The sequence below is a fragment of the Amycolatopsis sp. Poz14 genome, from assembly GCF_006704225.1.
Lineage (GTDB): Bacteria > Actinomycetota > Actinomycetes > Mycobacteriales > Pseudonocardiaceae > Amycolatopsis > Amycolatopsis nivea.
In genome coordinates this window covers 4,629,975-4,645,350 of record NZ_JACLHD010000001.1, presented here as the reverse complement: position 1 = coordinate 4,645,350, position 15,376 = coordinate 4,629,975, and the positions used below count along the sequence as shown (strand labels likewise).

At 71.1% G+C, this 15,376-nt stretch carries 12 protein-coding genes; 6 read left to right on the top strand and 6 right to left on the bottom strand.

Annotated elements, in window-relative coordinates; all coding sequences use genetic code 11:
• Positions 1-24 precede the first annotated feature (24 nt).
• The 3 genes from FKO37_RS22140 to FKO37_RS22130 all read left to right on the top strand — a co-directional run bounded on the left by FKO37_RS22140 (position 25) and on the right by FKO37_RS22130 (position 2,873).
• The gene (locus tag FKO37_RS22140; RefSeq protein ID WP_037818128.1) at positions 25-1,002 is read left to right on the top strand and encodes a LacI family DNA-binding transcriptional regulator; all 978 of its coding nucleotides are present in this window, start codon (positions 25-27) and stop codon (positions 1,000-1,002) included.
• Between the two features lie 543 nt (positions 1,003-1,545).
• Positions 1,546-2,127 (top strand): hypothetical protein, encoded by a 582-nt coding sequence (locus FKO37_RS22135; protein ID WP_037818127.1) that lies wholly within the window; start codon positions 1,546-1,548, stop codon positions 2,125-2,127.
• Positions 2,128-2,216: 89 nt separating this feature from the next.
• Positions 2,217-2,873 carry an RES family NAD+ phosphorylase gene (locus FKO37_RS22130; RefSeq protein WP_037818125.1) on the top strand — a complete coding sequence of 219 codons (657 nt, stop codon included), beginning with the start codon at positions 2,217-2,219 and terminating at the stop codon, positions 2,871-2,873.
• Here FKO37_RS22130 and FKO37_RS22125 read toward each other — a convergent pair.
• Positions 2,866-4,794, bottom strand: a complete 1,929-nt coding sequence (locus FKO37_RS22125; RefSeq protein ID WP_238605643.1) for a S9 family peptidase — start codon at positions 4,792-4,794, stop codon at positions 2,866-2,868. The genes FKO37_RS22130 and FKO37_RS22125 overlap by 8 nt on opposite strands.
• Positions 4,795-4,832: 38 nt before the next feature.
• Positions 4,833-5,798 carry a TerC family protein gene (locus FKO37_RS22120; RefSeq protein ID WP_238605642.1) on the bottom strand — a complete coding sequence of 322 codons (966 nt, stop codon included), beginning with the start codon at positions 5,796-5,798 and terminating at the stop codon, positions 4,833-4,835.
• Positions 5,799-6,261: 463 nt separating this feature from the next.
• On the opposite strand from FKO37_RS22120, the gene FKO37_RS22115 reads away from it, so the two are divergent.
• Genes FKO37_RS22115 through FKO37_RS22105 form a run of 3 tightly spaced genes read left to right on the top strand, consistent with a single transcriptional unit; the run spans position 6,262 to position 10,845 of the window.
• Positions 6,262-9,129 carry an alpha/beta fold hydrolase gene (locus FKO37_RS22115; RefSeq protein WP_238605641.1) on the top strand — a complete coding sequence of 956 codons (2,868 nt, stop codon included), beginning with the start codon at positions 6,262-6,264 and terminating at the stop codon, positions 9,127-9,129.
• Positions 9,126-10,064: an ABC transporter permease gene (locus FKO37_RS22110; RefSeq protein ID WP_134729128.1), complete on the top strand. Its 939-nt coding sequence runs from the start codon at positions 9,126-9,128 to the stop codon at positions 10,062-10,064. Before FKO37_RS22115 ends, FKO37_RS22110 begins: the two co-directional genes overlap by 4 nt.
• A gap of 25 nt (positions 10,065-10,089) precedes the next feature.
• Positions 10,090-10,845, top strand: a complete 756-nt coding sequence (locus FKO37_RS22105) for an enoyl-CoA hydratase/isomerase family protein (protein ID WP_374204371.1) — start codon at positions 10,090-10,092, stop codon at positions 10,843-10,845.
• A gap of 182 nt (positions 10,846-11,027) precedes the next feature.
• Here the strand turns inward: FKO37_RS22105 and FKO37_RS22100 are convergent, their stop codons facing one another.
• From FKO37_RS22100 to FKO37_RS22085, 4 genes are all read right to left on the bottom strand, one after another.
• The gene (locus tag FKO37_RS22100) at positions 11,028-11,429 is read right to left on the bottom strand and encodes a type II toxin-antitoxin system VapC family toxin (RefSeq protein WP_037818118.1); all 402 of its coding nucleotides are present in this window, start codon (positions 11,427-11,429) and stop codon (positions 11,028-11,030) included.
• Positions 11,426-11,698 (bottom strand): type II toxin-antitoxin system VapB family antitoxin, encoded by a 273-nt coding sequence (locus tag FKO37_RS22095; protein WP_037818117.1) that lies wholly within the window; start codon positions 11,696-11,698, stop codon positions 11,426-11,428. The genes FKO37_RS22100 and FKO37_RS22095 overlap by 4 nt, the downstream gene beginning before the upstream one ends.
• Positions 11,699-11,725: 27 nt before the next feature.
• On the bottom strand, positions 11,726-13,885 hold the full coding sequence (gene uvrB, locus FKO37_RS22090; protein ID WP_308196541.1) for an excinuclease ABC subunit UvrB: 2,160 nt from the start codon (positions 13,883-13,885) through the stop codon (positions 11,726-11,728).
• Between the two features lie 112 nt (positions 13,886-13,997).
• Complete coding sequence (locus FKO37_RS22085; RefSeq protein ID WP_238605639.1) at positions 13,998-15,374, bottom strand: DUF5685 family protein; 1,377 nt, start codon at positions 15,372-15,374, stop codon at positions 13,998-14,000.
• Positions 15,375-15,376 lie beyond the last annotated feature (2 nt).

The following is a 15,376-nucleotide window of genomic DNA, read 5'->3' as shown; positions in this document are numbered from 1 at the left end:
AGGAAGCCAGGACGAGGAGGCTCGGTGGCCACGATCAGCGACGTCGCCGCCAGGGCGGGCGTCTCGACCGCCACGGTGTCGCGGACCCTGAACGGCAAGTCCACAGTGGACCCGGAGCTGGCCGCCCGGGTGCTCGAGGCCGCCGAGGAGCTCGGCTATCACCCGAACGGACTGGCGAGAAACCTGCGCCGCCAGGAAACCGCGGTGCTCGCGCTGATCATCTCCGACGTCGAGAACCCGTTCTTCACCTCGATCGCGCGCGGGGTCGAGGATCTCGCGCAGGTGTCCGGGTATTCCGTCGTGCTCTGCAATTCCGACGAGAACGAGGACAAGGAGCGCCGGTACCTCGACGTCGCGCTGCAGGAACGCGTCGCGGGCGTGCTGCTCTCCCCCACCGGACCGGCCACGAGCGTCACGCGGCTGCGCAGGCTCGGCATCCCGGTGGTCGCGGTCGACCGGCCGCTGCCCGGCACCGACGGCGACCAGGTGCTCGTCGACACCCGCCGCGCCGCCCGGCAGGCGGCCCGGCACCTCGTCGCGAACGGCTACCGGCGGGTGGCGTGCCTGACCGGGCCGTCCGGCGTGCGCACCGCCGACGACCGGCTGTCGGGCTACCTCGACGCGGTCGGCGAGGAGAACGCGGTCTTCCGCCGCGCCGAATACCGCGCGGAAGGCGCGCGCCACGCCGCCGGGGACCTGCTGGACCAGCCGGAGCCGCCGGACGCGCTGCTGGTCGCCAACAGCACGATGGCGATCGGGGTGCTGGAGGCGCTCGCGGAACGGCGCCTGCGGGCCGGGCGCGACATCGGCATCGTCTCGTTCGACGACGCCCCGTGGACGACGCTCATCGACCCGCCGCTGACGGTCGTCGCGCAGCCGGCGTACGAGATCGGCCGGGTCGCCGCGCAACTGCTGCTGGCCCGCATCGCCGACAGCACCCGCGAGCCGGTCACCACGACCCTGGACGCGCAGCTGATCGACCGGCAGAGCTCGCACCGCTGACCGGACTACCGCGCAACAGCGGCACCCGGCGAACCGCGGCGGGTCCTCGTGCGTGGCAATGCCGGTGAGAACCGGCCTTGCCGCTCACGAGAAGCCGCAGGAGACCGGAGGATGGGACCGGCGTCTGAGACCGTCCGAGGGCAGCGGACGATCCGGCGAACCGGAAGACCCGGCGAAACCCGCCGAAGACGTCCGAGACGAGAGCGCGATGCGAGGGGAAACGACGTGCCTGGCGGCCCGGCGGAGTTCCGCCGAGCCGCCAGGCACGCCCCACCCCCTGTCCCCCCAGCGTCCGCCGCGGACGGCGGAGCACGGGCCGCACCCGAGGGCGGGAAACCGATTACTCGTTCGCAACGTAAATCGGCGGTCCGGGAGTGTCAAGCACTCGAAAGCCTGGACAAGCCACCCGGTGCGGGGCAGACTGGCCCGAACTCGCCTACCCATCGTGTTGACTTCTGTGCGATGCGTGTCGATCTTTGGTGAATTCACCCACAAAAAGGCGAGAAACCGCACGAACCCGCACACACGCGCTAGGCTGAGCGTATGTCGATAGCGCTGGAGAACGTTCTCGCAAGAGCCGGCCTCAAAGCCGACGCGAACGAGTTTCTCACGCTCGTGGAGGACGCGGCCCGAAGGCTGTCGCCGCCCAACCCCGACCCCTCGCACTACTTCTCCCCCGACCAGCGCGCCGCGCTGACCGACGCGGGGCTCGACCTGAGCCCGCGCGACGAGGGCGAACCGGACTTCCGCGCGCGCACCGTCGCCGCGCACGCCGTGCTCGCCGATTCCGCGCTGTCGGTCGGCCAGGCCGCCGAGATGCTGAACGTCGACGACAGCCGGATCCGGCACCGCCTCAAGGAAGGCAGGCTCACCGGCTGGAAGGACCAGGGCTGGCGGCTGCCCGCGTGGCAGTTCAACGGCGCGGGCGTGCTGCCCGGCCTCGAAACCGTGCTGCGCGCCGTCCCGGAAGACCAGCCGGCGCTGGTCGTCGCCGCGTTCATGAACACCCCGCAGTCCGACCTGGTGATCAGCGACCGGCCGGCCACGCCGCGGCAGTGGCTGCTCGCCGGCGGCGACCCCGAGCAGGTGGCCCGGCTCGTCGCCACGCTCGGCTCGCCGTTCTGACCCGCTGACCTTCCCCGCCTGCGCGCCGCCCGCCCACCGCGGCGCAGGCCCGCCCCCTGCCCCGACACAGGACGGACGACCTCCCCCGCATGGCCCGGCTCCCCTCGCCTCCGGCGCGGTCTGCTCTGGTCAAGGGGCTGGACCGCAGCCACGACGTGGTTTCGGTGCAGCCCGAGACCCGGCTGGTCCGCATCTTCACCGCACACGGCAACCATCCGCAGCAGTGGAACACCTTCCGCTACACCGGCCCGCTCCCGCACGGCCGGTTCGACCAGCAGCAGCCCGGCCGCGGCGGCCGTCCGGTCACCGACCCTGGCAACGGCGTGCTGTACTTCGGCCTGACCGTGCGCACGAGCGTCGCCGAGGTGTTCCAGACGACCTCGACGGTCGACCGCACGACGCGCGGCCCGCGGCTGGTCGTGGTGCGCCCGACGCGGGTGCTGCGGCTGCTCGACCTCACCGGGCTGTGGCCCACCCGGGTCGGCGCATCGCAGGAGATCTCCAGCGGCCCGAAAAAGATCACCCAGGCGTGGGCGCGGGCGATCCGCGGCGCGATGCCGGACCTCGACGGGCTCTGGTACCGCTCGTCGATGGACGCGGGCAAGCCCTCGCTGTGCCTGTGGGACCCGCCCGCGGGCGCGGCGCTGCCGATCGCCCCGGACGTCCTGCTTCCGCTGGACCATCCGGGGCTCGACGTGCCGCTCGGGCGGGTGTGCGAGGAGCTGAACTACACGCTGCTCAGCTGAGGTGCCGGGACCACCAGGCCAGCACCGCCTCGAACCGCTGCACCCGGTGCCGCGGCTTGCCGGAGCGCGTCAGCTCGTGCCCCTCGCCGGGGAACAGCAGGAACTCCGTCTCGACGCCGGCCTGGCGCAGCGCCACGAACTGCCGCTGCGCCTGCTCCAGCGGGCACCGCCAGTCCTGCTCGGAGTGCACGACGGCGAACGGGATCCGCACGTCGGCGGCGTAGCTGAGCGGGCTGCGGCGCCGCTGCTCGTCGGGGTCCGCGCCGACGTAGCCCTCGGTGAAGTAGTAGCCGATGTCGGAGCTGCCCGCGAAGGAGTCCCACGCGTTCACCGCGCGCTCGCTCCACGCCGCGCGGAACCGGTCCGGGTGCTTCGCGGCGACCCAGCTCGTCATGAACCCGCCGTAGGAACCGCCCATGATCCCGGTCCGCGACGCGTCGAGGTCCGGCCGCTCCAGCGCCTTGTCGAGCAGGGCGAGCACGTCGTCGACGTCGACGGTGCCCATGTTGTGCACGACCGAAGTACCGTGCGACTGCCCGTATCCGGCCGATCCGCGCGGGTTGCCGAGCACGACCGCGAACCCGGCCGACGCGTACACCTGCGCCTCGTCGAACACCGTCCATTCCTGCTGGGCGAACGGCCCGCCGTGCACCACGCGCAGCACCGGGTGCGGGCCCTCGCCGCCGGGAAGGACGAGCCAGCCGTGCACCGGGTAGCCGTCCGGCGCGGTCGTCTCGAGCTCCACGACCTCGCAAAGACCCTTGTCCCGCAACGGCTTCGAGTAATCGGTGAGCACGCGCGGACCGTCCGAGCCGAGCACCACCAGCTCGCCCGCAGTGTCCAAATCGGCCACTACCGCGACAACCGTGTCGCCGTCCGCGGCAAATCCGTGGACCGCCGAATGCCCGGCGTGCAGCACACGCAAGTCGTCGAGCTTCACACCGTCGGCGTCCGTCGGGATCGCCCGCAGTTCCACCGCACCGCGGTTGCGCACCGCGACCAGGACCTCGTCGCCGAGCGGAAGCGCCGGGCCGGAGCCGGGCTCGACGTCGACGGTCTCCACATCGGTCAGCCGCCGCGGTTTCCCGTCCGGCACGACCGCGTACAGCCCGATGTTGGAAGCGACGACGACACCGTCCTCATGGGACGTGCCGAAGAAGTAGAGCGTGCCGTCCGGCGCGTACACCGGCTGATCGGCGTACCCGGCGCAGGCGGCGAGCACCTCGGGGGCGCCACCGTCGACCGGGAACGCGACGAGGTCGTGCTCGCGCGTTTCCGTCCGGTCGAAGTCGTGCGGCACGGTCACGACCACCCGCTCGCCGTCCGGCGTCCAGACCGGCTGGTTCACGCTGTAATCGCGCGGCGTCACCGCTTCCGGCTCGCCCTCTTCGAAGGTGTCGAGCACGTACAGCCGCTTCGGCCGGTCGCGCAGGAAGCCGACGTTGTCGATGCGGTAGTCGAGCCGCGTGATCAGCCGGGGCGCCTCGGCGGCGGGCTCCGGCGTGCGCTCGTCAGCGTCCTCGGTGCCGTAGCGGCCCGGCTCGGCTTCCCGCGCGGTGAACGCGAGCCAGCGCGAATCCGGGGCCCACACCGGCGCGTCCGCACCGAGGTGCAGCGACGTGAGCTTCCGCGATTCGCCGCCGTCGACGGGCATCACGTGCACCTGCGGACTGCCTTCCGCGCCCTTGCCGTCGCCGGCGCGCAGGAAGGCGACCCACCGGCCGTCCGGCGAAATGGCCGGCGACGAATCGCGCGGACCTTGCGTCCACGGCGATTCGCCGCCGGACAGCGAGATCCGCCGGATCGCGCTGCGGTACTGGTCGGTTTCCAGGTCGGGACTGCTCACCGCGGCGAGCAGGAGATCACCGCGCAGCGCGGGACGGCCGGGGACGGCGAGGACTTCGATGTCGGCAGGACGCATGCCGACGACCGTACCCGATCCTTAGCAAGGCAAACGACCTATTTCGCCTCTACCGCCCGGCGTTCGTCGCGCTTGGCCTTCGCCAGGCTCAGCACCGTGGTGACGGTGAGGACCACGACGATCACGCCGAGGGACATCCAGTTGTTGATGTCCAGCCAGTCCGGCGCGAGGTGGTACTCGTGCAGCGCGTGGACCACGAGCTTCGCCCCGATGAAGGCGAGGATCACCGCGAGGCCGTAGCTGAGGTACACGAGCTTCGTGACCAGCCCGCCGAGCAGGAAGTACAGCTGCCGCAGGCCCATCAGCGCGAACGCGTTGGCGGTGAAGACCAGGAACGCCTCCTGGGTGATCCCGAAGATCGCCGGGATGGAGTCGACCGCGAACAGCAGGTCGGCCGAGCCGATCGCGACGATCACCAGCAGCATCGGGGTGATCTTCCGCTTGCCGCCTTCCTTCACCAGGTACTTGTGGCCGCGGTAGTCGTCGGTGACCGGGTAGAGCTTGCGCACCCAGCGGGTGAGCGCGTTCTCCTGGTACTCCTCCTCGTCGCCGTTGCCGCGCAGCATGCTGATCGCGGTCCAGACGAGCACCGCGCCGAAGACGAAGAACACCCACACGAACTGGTTGATCAGCGCCGCGCCGACCGCGATGAACACGCTCCGCATGCCCAGCGCGAGCAGGATCCCGACGAGCAGCACGCGGTGCTGGTGGATCGCGGGCACCTTGAACGACGTCATGATGATCATGAAGATGAACAGGTTGTCCACGCTCAGCGAGTACTCGGTGATGTACCCGGTGAAGAACTGGACGCCCGGGTCGTGCCCGGCGAAGAACCAGATCCCCGCTCCGAACAGGACGGCGCAGGCGACGTAGAAGATCACCCAGCGAGCGGCTTCGCCGGTGGTCACCTCGTGCGGCTTGTGGTCGACGATCACCAGGTCGATGGCGATCAGCGCGAGCAGCCCGCCGACTGTCGCGAACCACAGCCACAGGGGGACGGTCATCTCAGAAACCTCCGGATAGTGCGCAGCAGCAACTAACCGGAGGTCTCTCCCGCCGGTGCGAAACCGGCCGACGGTGCCGGGGACCTCGGCGAATGACTCGCCGGGTGCACCGTGCTGACGACACCGCCGCGAAGGAATACTCCCCTCACAGCGCGTTCAGTCTGCCGGTTACGGGCTGCGAACGCCAGCCGGGGTTGCCCACATCACCGGACCGGCCGTGTTTTCTTCATCACTCCGGGCATCGGACAGGCGAACCGGCCGGATCCGGACACTCTTCGCACAGTGGGGCTCGTGAGTGGCAATGCCGGTTAGAACCGGGATTGCCACTCACGAGCCCAGCGTCCTCCGGGACCCTCGCGCGCAGTGGTCTCCGGCCCGCTCCACGACACCAAGAGGGTGAACTGTGTTTGATCCGTGTGAGGCCGCGTCACCGTTCTCAGCAAAATCGTCATAACGTCGCGTCGTGCCCCGAATCCCGCTTCCCCGCACCCGCGGCTCCCGGCTCGCCGCCGTCGCCGCCGTGGTGCTGGTCGCCGCTGCCGCGGTGACTGTCTGGGCGACTCGCGACCGCGGTCCCGCGCCGGTCCGCACCCAGGACGCCTTCCTCTCGATGCCGGCCGCACCGGGTTCCCCCGACCAGGTGCGGATCGACACCACCACCTACTACCCCGAACACACGCCCGCGCCCGCCGTGCTGCTCGCGCACGGCTTCGGCGGCGACAAGTCCAGTGTGGACCCGCAGGCGCGCGAACTCGCGCAGCGCGGGTTCGTGGTGCTCACCTGGTCCGCGCGCGGATTCGGGCACAGCACCGGCAAAATCGGGCTCAACGACCCCGACGGCGAGGTCGCCGACGCGCGCAGGCTGGTCGACCGGCTGGCGGCGAGCCACGACGTGGCGACCGGCTCCGACGGCGCGCCCGAGATCGGCGTGACCGGGGCGTCGTACGGCGGTTCGCTGTCGCTGCTGCTCGCCGGGACCGACCATCGGGTGCGCGCGCTCGCGCCGGTGATCACCTACAACGACCTCGGCCAGGCTCTCGTGCCGAACGCCGCGGCGGCGGCTGCTCCGTCCGCGAAGACCCCGGCAGCCGGCGCGTTCTCTCCGGACGGCGTCTTCAAGAAGAGCTGGGCGGGCATCTTCTTCTCCGCCGGTTCGGGCGCGGCCGCGGCGAGCACGCCGTCCGCCGAAGCGCCGGAAGCAGGACAGAAGACCAACGACAACGGCAGCACCGCGGGCAACAGCGGCGGCACCGCGCCGCAAGCCGCCGCGCCACCGGCTGGTGCCCGAGCCGAGCGTCCGTCCGCGGATCCGTGCGGCCGGTTCACCGCGGCCGTGTGCAAGGCGTACGCGGAACTCGCGACCACCGGCAAGGCCAGCCCGGAGACGGTCGCGCTGCTGCACCGCGTCTCCCCCTCGTCGGTCACCGGCAAGATCACCGCGCCGACGCTGCTCGTCCAGGGTGAGAGCGACACGCTCTTCGGGCTCGACCAATCCGACGCCACCGCGCGGCAGATCACCGCGGCGGGCGGATCGGTCCGCACGATCTGGTACACCGGCGGGCACGACGGCGGGGTCCCCGGACCGCAGTTGCGCGCGAAGATCGGCGATTTCCTGTGGTCGTCGCTCACCGGTCAGGGCGACCCCGGCCACGGATTCAGCTACGACGTCCAGGGCACGTTGCGCGCCAACGGAACCCCGTCGGTGCGAACGGTCAACGCCGCCGCGTACCCGGGCCTCAGCGGCGCGGGAACCGAGCGGAAGCAGGTGGCGCTCACCGGACCGGCGCAGCCGATCGTCCGGCCCGCAGGCGCGAATCCCGCTGCGGTGAGCGGAATTCCTGGGCTCAACGGACTCGCGGCGGGCACCTCCCGGCTGGCTCCGCTGTTCAGCAGCGACCCGCCGGGGCAGGCCGCGCAGTTCGGCACCGCGCCGTTCGACAGCCAGGTGCTGCTGTCCGGTTCGAGCACCGTCCGGCTGCAGGTCGCGACCGACCCGGCGCATCCGCAGCCGGAGGCGGTGCTGTTCGCGAAGCTGTACGACGTCGGCCAGGACGGCACCCGCGTGCTGCCCGCGAACGCGGTCGCGCCGTTCCGGGTCACCGGACTGCCCGCAGACGGCACGCCGGTCGACGTCACGGTGACGCTGCCGGGCGTCGTGCGGCCGATCGACTCCGGGCATTCGCTGCGGCTCGTGGTGGGCACGACGGACCAGGCGTACTCGGTGCCGGCGCAGCCGGGCATGTTCCGGGTCGGGCTCGCGCCGGGCGCGGCGCTCGCCGTCCCGGTGGTGCCCGGCGCTTCGGTCGGCGCTCCCCTGCCGGTCGGGCAGCTGATCGGCATCGGCACGACGCTGCTGGTCGCGATCGCGTTCGTCGCGGTCGCGGCGATCCGCCGCCGGCGGGCGCACGACGTCGACCCGGAGCTCGCGGACACGCCGCTGGTGATCAAGGGGCTGCGCAAGCAGTACGCGGGCGGGTTCACCGCGGTGGCGGACCTGTCGTTCCGCGTCGAACCGGGCCAGGTGCTCGGGCTGCTCGGGCCGAACGGCGCGGGCAAGACGACCACGCTGCGGATGCTGATGGGCCTGATCACGCCGACCGCGGGCGAGATCCGCGTGTTCGGCCACCGGATCGCGCCGGGCGCGCCGGTGCTGTCGCGGATCGGGTCGTTCGTCGAGGGCTCGGGATTCCTGCCGCATCTGTCCGGCAAGGCGAACCTGGAGCTGTACTGGGCGGCGACCGGGCGGCCTGCCGAGAAGGCGCATTTCACCGAGGCGCTGGAGATCGCCGGGCTCGGCGACGCGGTGCACCGGCGGGTGAAGACCTACAGCCAGGGCATGCGGCAGCGGCTCGCGATCGCACAAGCGATGCTCGGGCTGCCGGAGCTGATGGTGCTCGACGAACCGACCAACGGGCTCGACCCGCCGCAGATCCACCAGATGCGCGAAGTCCTGCAGCGCTATGCCGCCACCGGGCGCACCGTCGTCGTCTCGAGCCACCTCCTGGCCGAGGTCGAGCAGACGTGTTCGCACGTGGTGGTCATGCACCGCGGGAGGCTCGTGGCCTCGGGCGAGGTCGGCGAGCTGGCGGCCTCGAGCGGCGAGGCCACGTTCCGGGTCGACGACTCGGCGGCGGCCGCGGCGACGCTCAAGAGCGTCGGCGGGGTGTCGGACATCGAGACCGAGGGCGATCTGGTGCACGCGAACCTCGACGGGATGCCGCGCGCCGACGCGGTCGCGGCGCTCGTGCGCGCCGGGGTCGCGGTCGAGCAGGCCGGGCCGCGCCGCCGGCTCGAAGACGCGTTCCTGCAGCTGGTGGGAGAGGATTCATGAGCGAGGGCAACGGTTCCGGCGGGGTGCACACCGACCCGGCCGCACTGCAGGAACTGAGCGACCTGGCCACCGCGGAACCGGCCGAGGTCGGCCCGGACGGCGCGGTCGCGGGCTACCGGGCCGACCGGACGCTGCGGCTCGGCGTGGAGCTGAAACGGCAGCTGCGCCGCAGGCGAACCCAGCTGGTGCTGGCGTTCGTCGCGGTGCTGCCGTTCATCCTCGTGGTGGCGTTCCAGATCGGGCAGGCGAATCCGAACCGCCGCACCGGCGGGTTCGTGGACCTCGCGACGGCGAGCGCGCCGAACTTCGTGGTGCTCGCGTTCTTCGTGTCCGGGACGTTCCTGCTGCCGATGATCGTCGCGTTGTTCTTCGGCGACACGATCGCGAGCGAATCGTCGTGGTCGAGCCTGAAGTACCTGCTGGCGATCCCGGTGCCGCGGCAGCGGCTGCTGCGGCAGAAGGCCGCGGTGTCCGGGCTGCTGTCCATCGCCGCGCTGGTGCTGCTGCCGGTGGTTTCGCTGCTGGTCGGCATCATCTGGTACGGCGCGGGCGACGCGATCAGCCCCACCGGCGACGCGGTCAGTTTCGGCGACAGCCTGCTGGCGCTGCTGATGTCCACTGTGTACATCGTGGTGCAGCTGGCCTGGGTCGCCGGGCTCGCGCTGCTGCTGAGCGTGTCGACGGAGGCCCCGCTCGGCGCGGTCGGCGGGACGGTGCTGGTGGCGATCCTGTCCCAGATCCTCGACCAGATCACCGCGTTGGAGGGTCTGCGGAACTATCTGCCGACGCACTATTCGTTCGCCTGGATCGACCTGATCTCCACCGACATCGACTGGACGAACCTGGCCAGCGGGGTGCTGTCGTCGGTCATCTACACGACGGTGTTCCTGCTGCTGGCGGGCCGCCGGTTCGCGCGGAAGGACGTCACCAGCTAGCCGGATGTCCGGTACGGTTCGGCGCGTGACGATCCACCTGGAACTCGACGCCGGCGTCGCACTCGTGACCCTCGAACACGGGCGCGGCAACACCCTCGACACCGCCACCTGCAAAGAACTGGTGATCAGACTCGAAGAGGCCGAAGCTGCCGGGGCGCGCGCGGTCGTGCTCACCGGTGCGGGCGACATGTTCTCCGCCGGAGTGGACCTGCTCGCGATCGACGAGGGCGGCACGCGCTACGTCGGCGATTTCCTGCCCGCGCTGTCGGACGCGTTCCTGGCCGTTTTCGGCTTCCCGCGCCCGGTGGTGGCGGCGGTGAACGGCCACGCGATCGCGGGCGGCATGGTCCTGGCGGCGGCGTGCGACCACCGGATCGCCGCGGACGGCCCCGGCCGCATCGGCGTGACGGAGCTGCTGGTGGGCGTGCCGTTCCCGTTGTCGGCGCTGGAAATCCTGCGCTGCACGTACGGCACGACCCCACTGCCGTCGCTGATCTACAGCGGCGCGACGGTCACCATGGCCGACGCGCTCCCCCGCGGCCTGGTCGACGAGATCGTGCCCGCCGACGAGATGCTCACCCGCGCCCGCGAACTGGCTTCCCGGCTCGGCGAACTGCCCGCGGAGTCCTTCGCGCACACGAAGCAGCAGCTGCGGCAGCCGTACCACCAGCGGATCGCGGAGAACCGCGTGTCCGACGACGCGCAGGTAGAGCGTTTGTGGCGGTCCGAACCGGCACTCGCGGCGGTGAAGGCGTACGTGGAGAAGGTGCTGAAGCACTGACCCTTGCGGCCGTGGTTCGCCGGTGGCGACCGCGGACAGGAGACTTTCTTGCCTCGGCTGTGCCCTCGAACCCATTGCTTCGGGCGCATGTTTCTGTGAAAGTCGATACGAGGGTCCGGGAACCGGGGGTGCCTCAGCTTGGAGCGCACCCCCGGCTGGGGGGCCCGCCCGGCTGATCGCCGTCAGTTCTCCGCTAGCTTGACCAGCTCCAGGTCGGTCTGCGGGAAATCGTCGCCGATGCAGAGCAGCGGTTCCCCGGCAAGCTTGGCGGTGGCGTAGCTGTAGCAGTCGCCGAGATTCAGCTTTGCCGGATGACGTCCCTTCCCGAACTGGCCGAAGGCGTCGGTGGCGATCTCGCTGTGTTCCTCGGTGAAAGGGACCACCGCGATGTGGTTCTCCTGCATGAACCTGGCCAGGGCCAGCCTTCCCCGGGAACCGAGCCGCACCGTCAAGACGACGCCCACCTCCACCAGGGTCGGCGCGCCGATTCTCGGCGCGGTCGCCTCGGCGAGGCGTTCTTCGAGGCGCTCGTGGCCCGGCTCGCGCAGGAGAATCGCCACGATCGCGGAGCTGTCGACGATCACACGCCCTCCGGCCCGAATCCGAGAATGTCTTCTTCCTCCTCCTTGGAGAGCGGCTTTCCCAGCTCCTCGGGCGGGATGAGCGGCCAGATCTCCTCTTCGAGCATCCGGCGCAGCCGCTTCAGCCGCTGTTCGGCGTCCTCGTGTTTGCGCAGCTGGTCCCGGCGCAGCTGAAGAGACTCGCGGACCGCGCCGGTCTTGGTGGTGCCGGTCAGCTCGGCCACCTCCGCGGCCAGGCGCTCCGTTTCCGGATCCTTGATGTTCATCGCCATGGTGTAATGGTACCGGAAACGGTGTAATTACTTGATTCCGGCCGCGTCCATCCCCCGCAGTTCCTTCTTCAGGTCGGCGACCTCGTCGCGCAGCCGGGCGGCCAGTTCGAACTGCAGGTCGCGGGCGGCCTGCATCATCTGGTCGGTCATCTGCTGGATCAGGTCGGCCAGTTCGGCGCGCGGCATCGACCCCACGTTCTTGTCGGTGAGCATGCCCGAGCTGCGGACGCGGTCGCCCTGTTCCGGCTTCTTGCCGCGCGAGGCGTTGCGGCCCGAACCGCCTACCGCGACCGCCTCGTCGGAGTCTTCCGCTTCGGTGTAGACGCGGTCGAGGATGTCCGCGATCTTCTTGCGCAGCGGCTGCGGGTCGAGGCCGCGTTCCTCGTTGTAGGCGACCTGCTTGGCGCGGCGGCGGTCGGTCTCGTCGATCGCGTACTTCATCGAGTCGGTGATCTTGTCCGCGTACATGTGGACCTCGCCGGACACGTTCCGCGCCGCGCGGCCGATGGTCTGGATCAGCGAGGTTCCGCTGCGCAGGAAGCCTTCCTTGTCCGCGTCGAGGATCGCGACCAGCGACACCTCGGGGAGGTCGAGGCCCTCGCGCAGCAGGTTGATGCCGACCAGGACGTCGTAGTCGCCCGCGCGCAGCTGGCGCAGCAGCTCGACCCGGCGCAGCGTGTCGACCTCCGAGTGCAGGTACCGGACGCGGATGCCCAGCTCCAGCAGGTAGTCCGTGAGGTCCTCGGCCATCTTCTTGGTGAGCGTGGTGACCAGGACGCGCTCGTCCTTGTCCGCGCGCTCGCGGATCTCGTGCACCAGGTCGTCGATCTGCCCCTCGGTGGGCTTCACGACCACCTTCGGGTCGACCAGGCCGGTGGGCCGGATGACCTGCTCGACGAACTCGCCGCCGGTCTGGCCCATCTCGTACGGGCCCGGCGTCGCCGACAGGTACACCGTCTGCCCGATCCGGTCGGAGAACTCCTCCCAGGTGAGCGGCCGGTTGTCGACCGCGCTGGGCAGCCGGAACCCGTAGTCGACGAGGTTGCGCTTGCGGCTCATGTCGCCCTCGTACATGCCGCCGATCTGCGGCACCGTCTGGTGCGATTCGTCGATGACCAGCAGGAAGTCTTCCGGGAAGTAGTCGATCAGCGTGGCGGGCGCGGTGCCCGCGCCGCGGCCGTCGATGTGCCGCGAGTAGTTCTCGATGCCGGAGCAGAAGCCGACCTGGCGCATCATCTCGATGTCGTAGGCGGTGCGCATGCGCAGCCGCTGGGCCTCCAGCAGCTTGCCCTGCTTCTCCAGCTCGGCCAGCCGCTCCTCGAGTTCGGCCTCGATGCCGCGGATCGCCTTCTCCATCCGCTCCGGCCCGGCGACGTAGTGCGTGGCCGGGAAGATCCGGACCTCGTCGACCTCGCGCACGATGTCGCCGGTGAGCGGGTGCAGGTAGTACAGCTTGTCGATCTCGTCGCCGAAGAACTCGACGCGGATCGCCAGCTCCTCGTACGCCGGGATGATCTCCACCGTGTCGCCGCGGACGCGGAACGTGCCGCGCGCGAAGGCGATGTCGTTGCGCGAGTACTGCACGTCGACCAGCGCGCGCAGCAGCACGTCGCGCTCCACCGTGCCGCCGACCTCCAGCTTCGTGGACCGGTCGAGGTACGACTGCGGCGTGCCGAGGCCGTAGATGCAGGACACCGACGCGACCACGATGACGTCGCGGCGCGAGAGCAGGTTCATCGTGGCGGAGTGGCGCAGCCGCTCGACGTCGTCGTTGATCGACGAGTCCTTCTCGATGTAGGTGTCCGTCTGCGCGATGTACGCCTCGGGCTGGTAGTAGTCGTAGTAGCTGACGAAGTATTCGACCGCGTTGTGCGGGAACAGCTCGCGCAGCTCGTTGGCCAGCTGCGCGGCCAGCGTCTTGTTCGGCGCCATCACCAGGGTGGGCCGCTGGACGCGTTCGATCAGCCACGCGGTGGTGGCCGATTTGCCGGTGCCGGTGGCGCCCAGCAGCACGACGTCTTTCTCGCCCGCCTTGATCCGGCGTTCGAGATCGTCGATGGCCGCGGGCTGGTCGCCCGCGGGCTGGTACTCGCTGACGACCTCGAACCGGCCGCCGGCACGGGGCACCTCGGAGACGGGGCGGAAGTCGGACTGGGCGAGGACGGGGTGTTCGGTTGCGAAAGCCACGGGAACCAGGGTAGGCCGGGGCACCGACAATTTCCGCGACGGCCCCGCTGAGCTGGGGATCTGCCGTCCTCGCGGGCTCCCCGGACGGCGGTGCGGGGACCCCGCGGACGGCTCAGCAGCTGCAGCAGTCGCACCCGCCGCAGCAATCGCAGTCGCATCCGCCGCAATCGCAGCAGTCGCAGCCGCCGCTGTTCGGTTCACCGCTCCACGGGCCCGGGTACGGGTCGCGGCAGCAGAACTGGCAGGAGCAGCACATGTACGTCGCGATCGCGCAGCCCGCGAAGAAGTTCCGGCGTTTCGGCGGGACCGCGAACTTCGGCACCCAGCAGCCGCCGCCCTTGCCGTCCAGCGAATCCCCGCCCTCCGGCGGCTCGGGACCGTCCGGGCCACCGGGACCACCAGGGCCACCCGGCCCGCCAGGTCCGGGAGGACCGCCGGATCCGGGCATGCCCGCAGGTCCGTACCCCGGCACCGGAGTGCCGTAGCCCGGCGGCGGCCCGTACGCGGGCGTCCCCGGCGGCGGCCACGACGCGGGCATCCCCGGCTGCCCAGGCGCCGCAGGCCCCGGTCCGTAAGGCGACTGCTGCGGCGTCGGCCCCGGCCCGATCCACCCGGGCGGCGGCTGCTGGCCGTGCAGGTGGTGATGCCCGAACGCCCGCCGCACCGCCTGCCGCAGCTCGTGCACCAGCAACGCGTGCACCAGCGCCGCATCGGTGAACTCGGCCTCGCGCAACGCCAGCTCGACCCCGAGCACCGCGTCCGAGCACAGCCGGTGAGCCTCGTCCAGCGCGGTTCCCGTGGCCAGCAACGGATTCCAGGACCCGGACGCGGCATCCGCGGCCAGGTCCTCCACCGCGTCGAGCAGGTGGGCCACCCGGCCGAAGAGCCGTCCGGCCTCCGCGAGCGGTGCGCGGTTGCCCGGGCGTCCGGCGATCACCGCGGTCTGCGCGAACGCCGCGGACGAAGCCAGCTCAGCCGGTTCGGTCGCCAGCAACGGCGAATCCCCGGCGCGAATCGCGCGTTCCAGCTCGCCCTGGCGGCCGACCGCTTCGGTCAGGACCGCGGTGTCGAAGCCGATGTCCGCACCGGTCCGGCCGCCCTGCGCGGCCCAGCGTCGGGCGACGAGCCGTGCCGCACCGGCGACCGGGCGCCGGGCGAAAGCGCCGTCCCGGTCGGCGACGTGGTCGTCCACCTTCGCCGAGGCCAGCACCAGCGACACCGCCGCGGCGAGCCGGGCTCCGTCGCCGACCGCGACCGACGCCGGGCGCATCGACCGCAGCGGGCACGGTCCCGCGGCCCGCCGGGGTCCGCTCGGCGTCTGCGCCTCGACCAGCGCCGACACGATCAGCGCGTCGTAGTTCGTCACGACGCGGGCGAACTGCCCGTGCTGGTCGCGCAGCGCGAGGCAGAGGCCGCACAGGTGTGCCATCCAGTCCGCGTGCAGCCGGCCGGCCAGCCGGTGCCGGCAGGGTCTGATGATCCCGAACAAGT

Excerpts from the sequence above, each read along its gene's own strand:
- FKO37_RS22095 (WP_037818117.1), bottom strand. The coding sequence starts at position 11,698 with ATGGCGATGAACATCAAGGATCCGGAAACGGAGCGCCTGGCCGCGGAG.
- FKO37_RS22130 (WP_037818125.1), top strand. The coding sequence starts at position 2,217 with ATGGCCCGGCTCCCCTCGCCTCCGGCGCGGTCTGCTCTGGTCAAGGGG.
- FKO37_RS22125 (WP_238605643.1), bottom strand. The coding sequence starts at position 4,794 with ATGCGTCCTGCCGACATCGAAGTCCTCGCCGTCCCCGGCCGTCCCGCG.
- FKO37_RS22120 (WP_238605642.1), bottom strand. The coding sequence starts at position 5,798 with ATGACCGTCCCCCTGTGGCTGTGGTTCGCGACAGTCGGCGGGCTGCTC.
- FKO37_RS22110 (WP_134729128.1), top strand. The coding sequence starts at position 9,126 with ATGAGCGAGGGCAACGGTTCCGGCGGGGTGCACACCGACCCGGCCGCA.
- FKO37_RS22135 (WP_037818127.1), top strand. The coding sequence starts at position 1,546 with ATGTCGATAGCGCTGGAGAACGTTCTCGCAAGAGCCGGCCTCAAAGCC.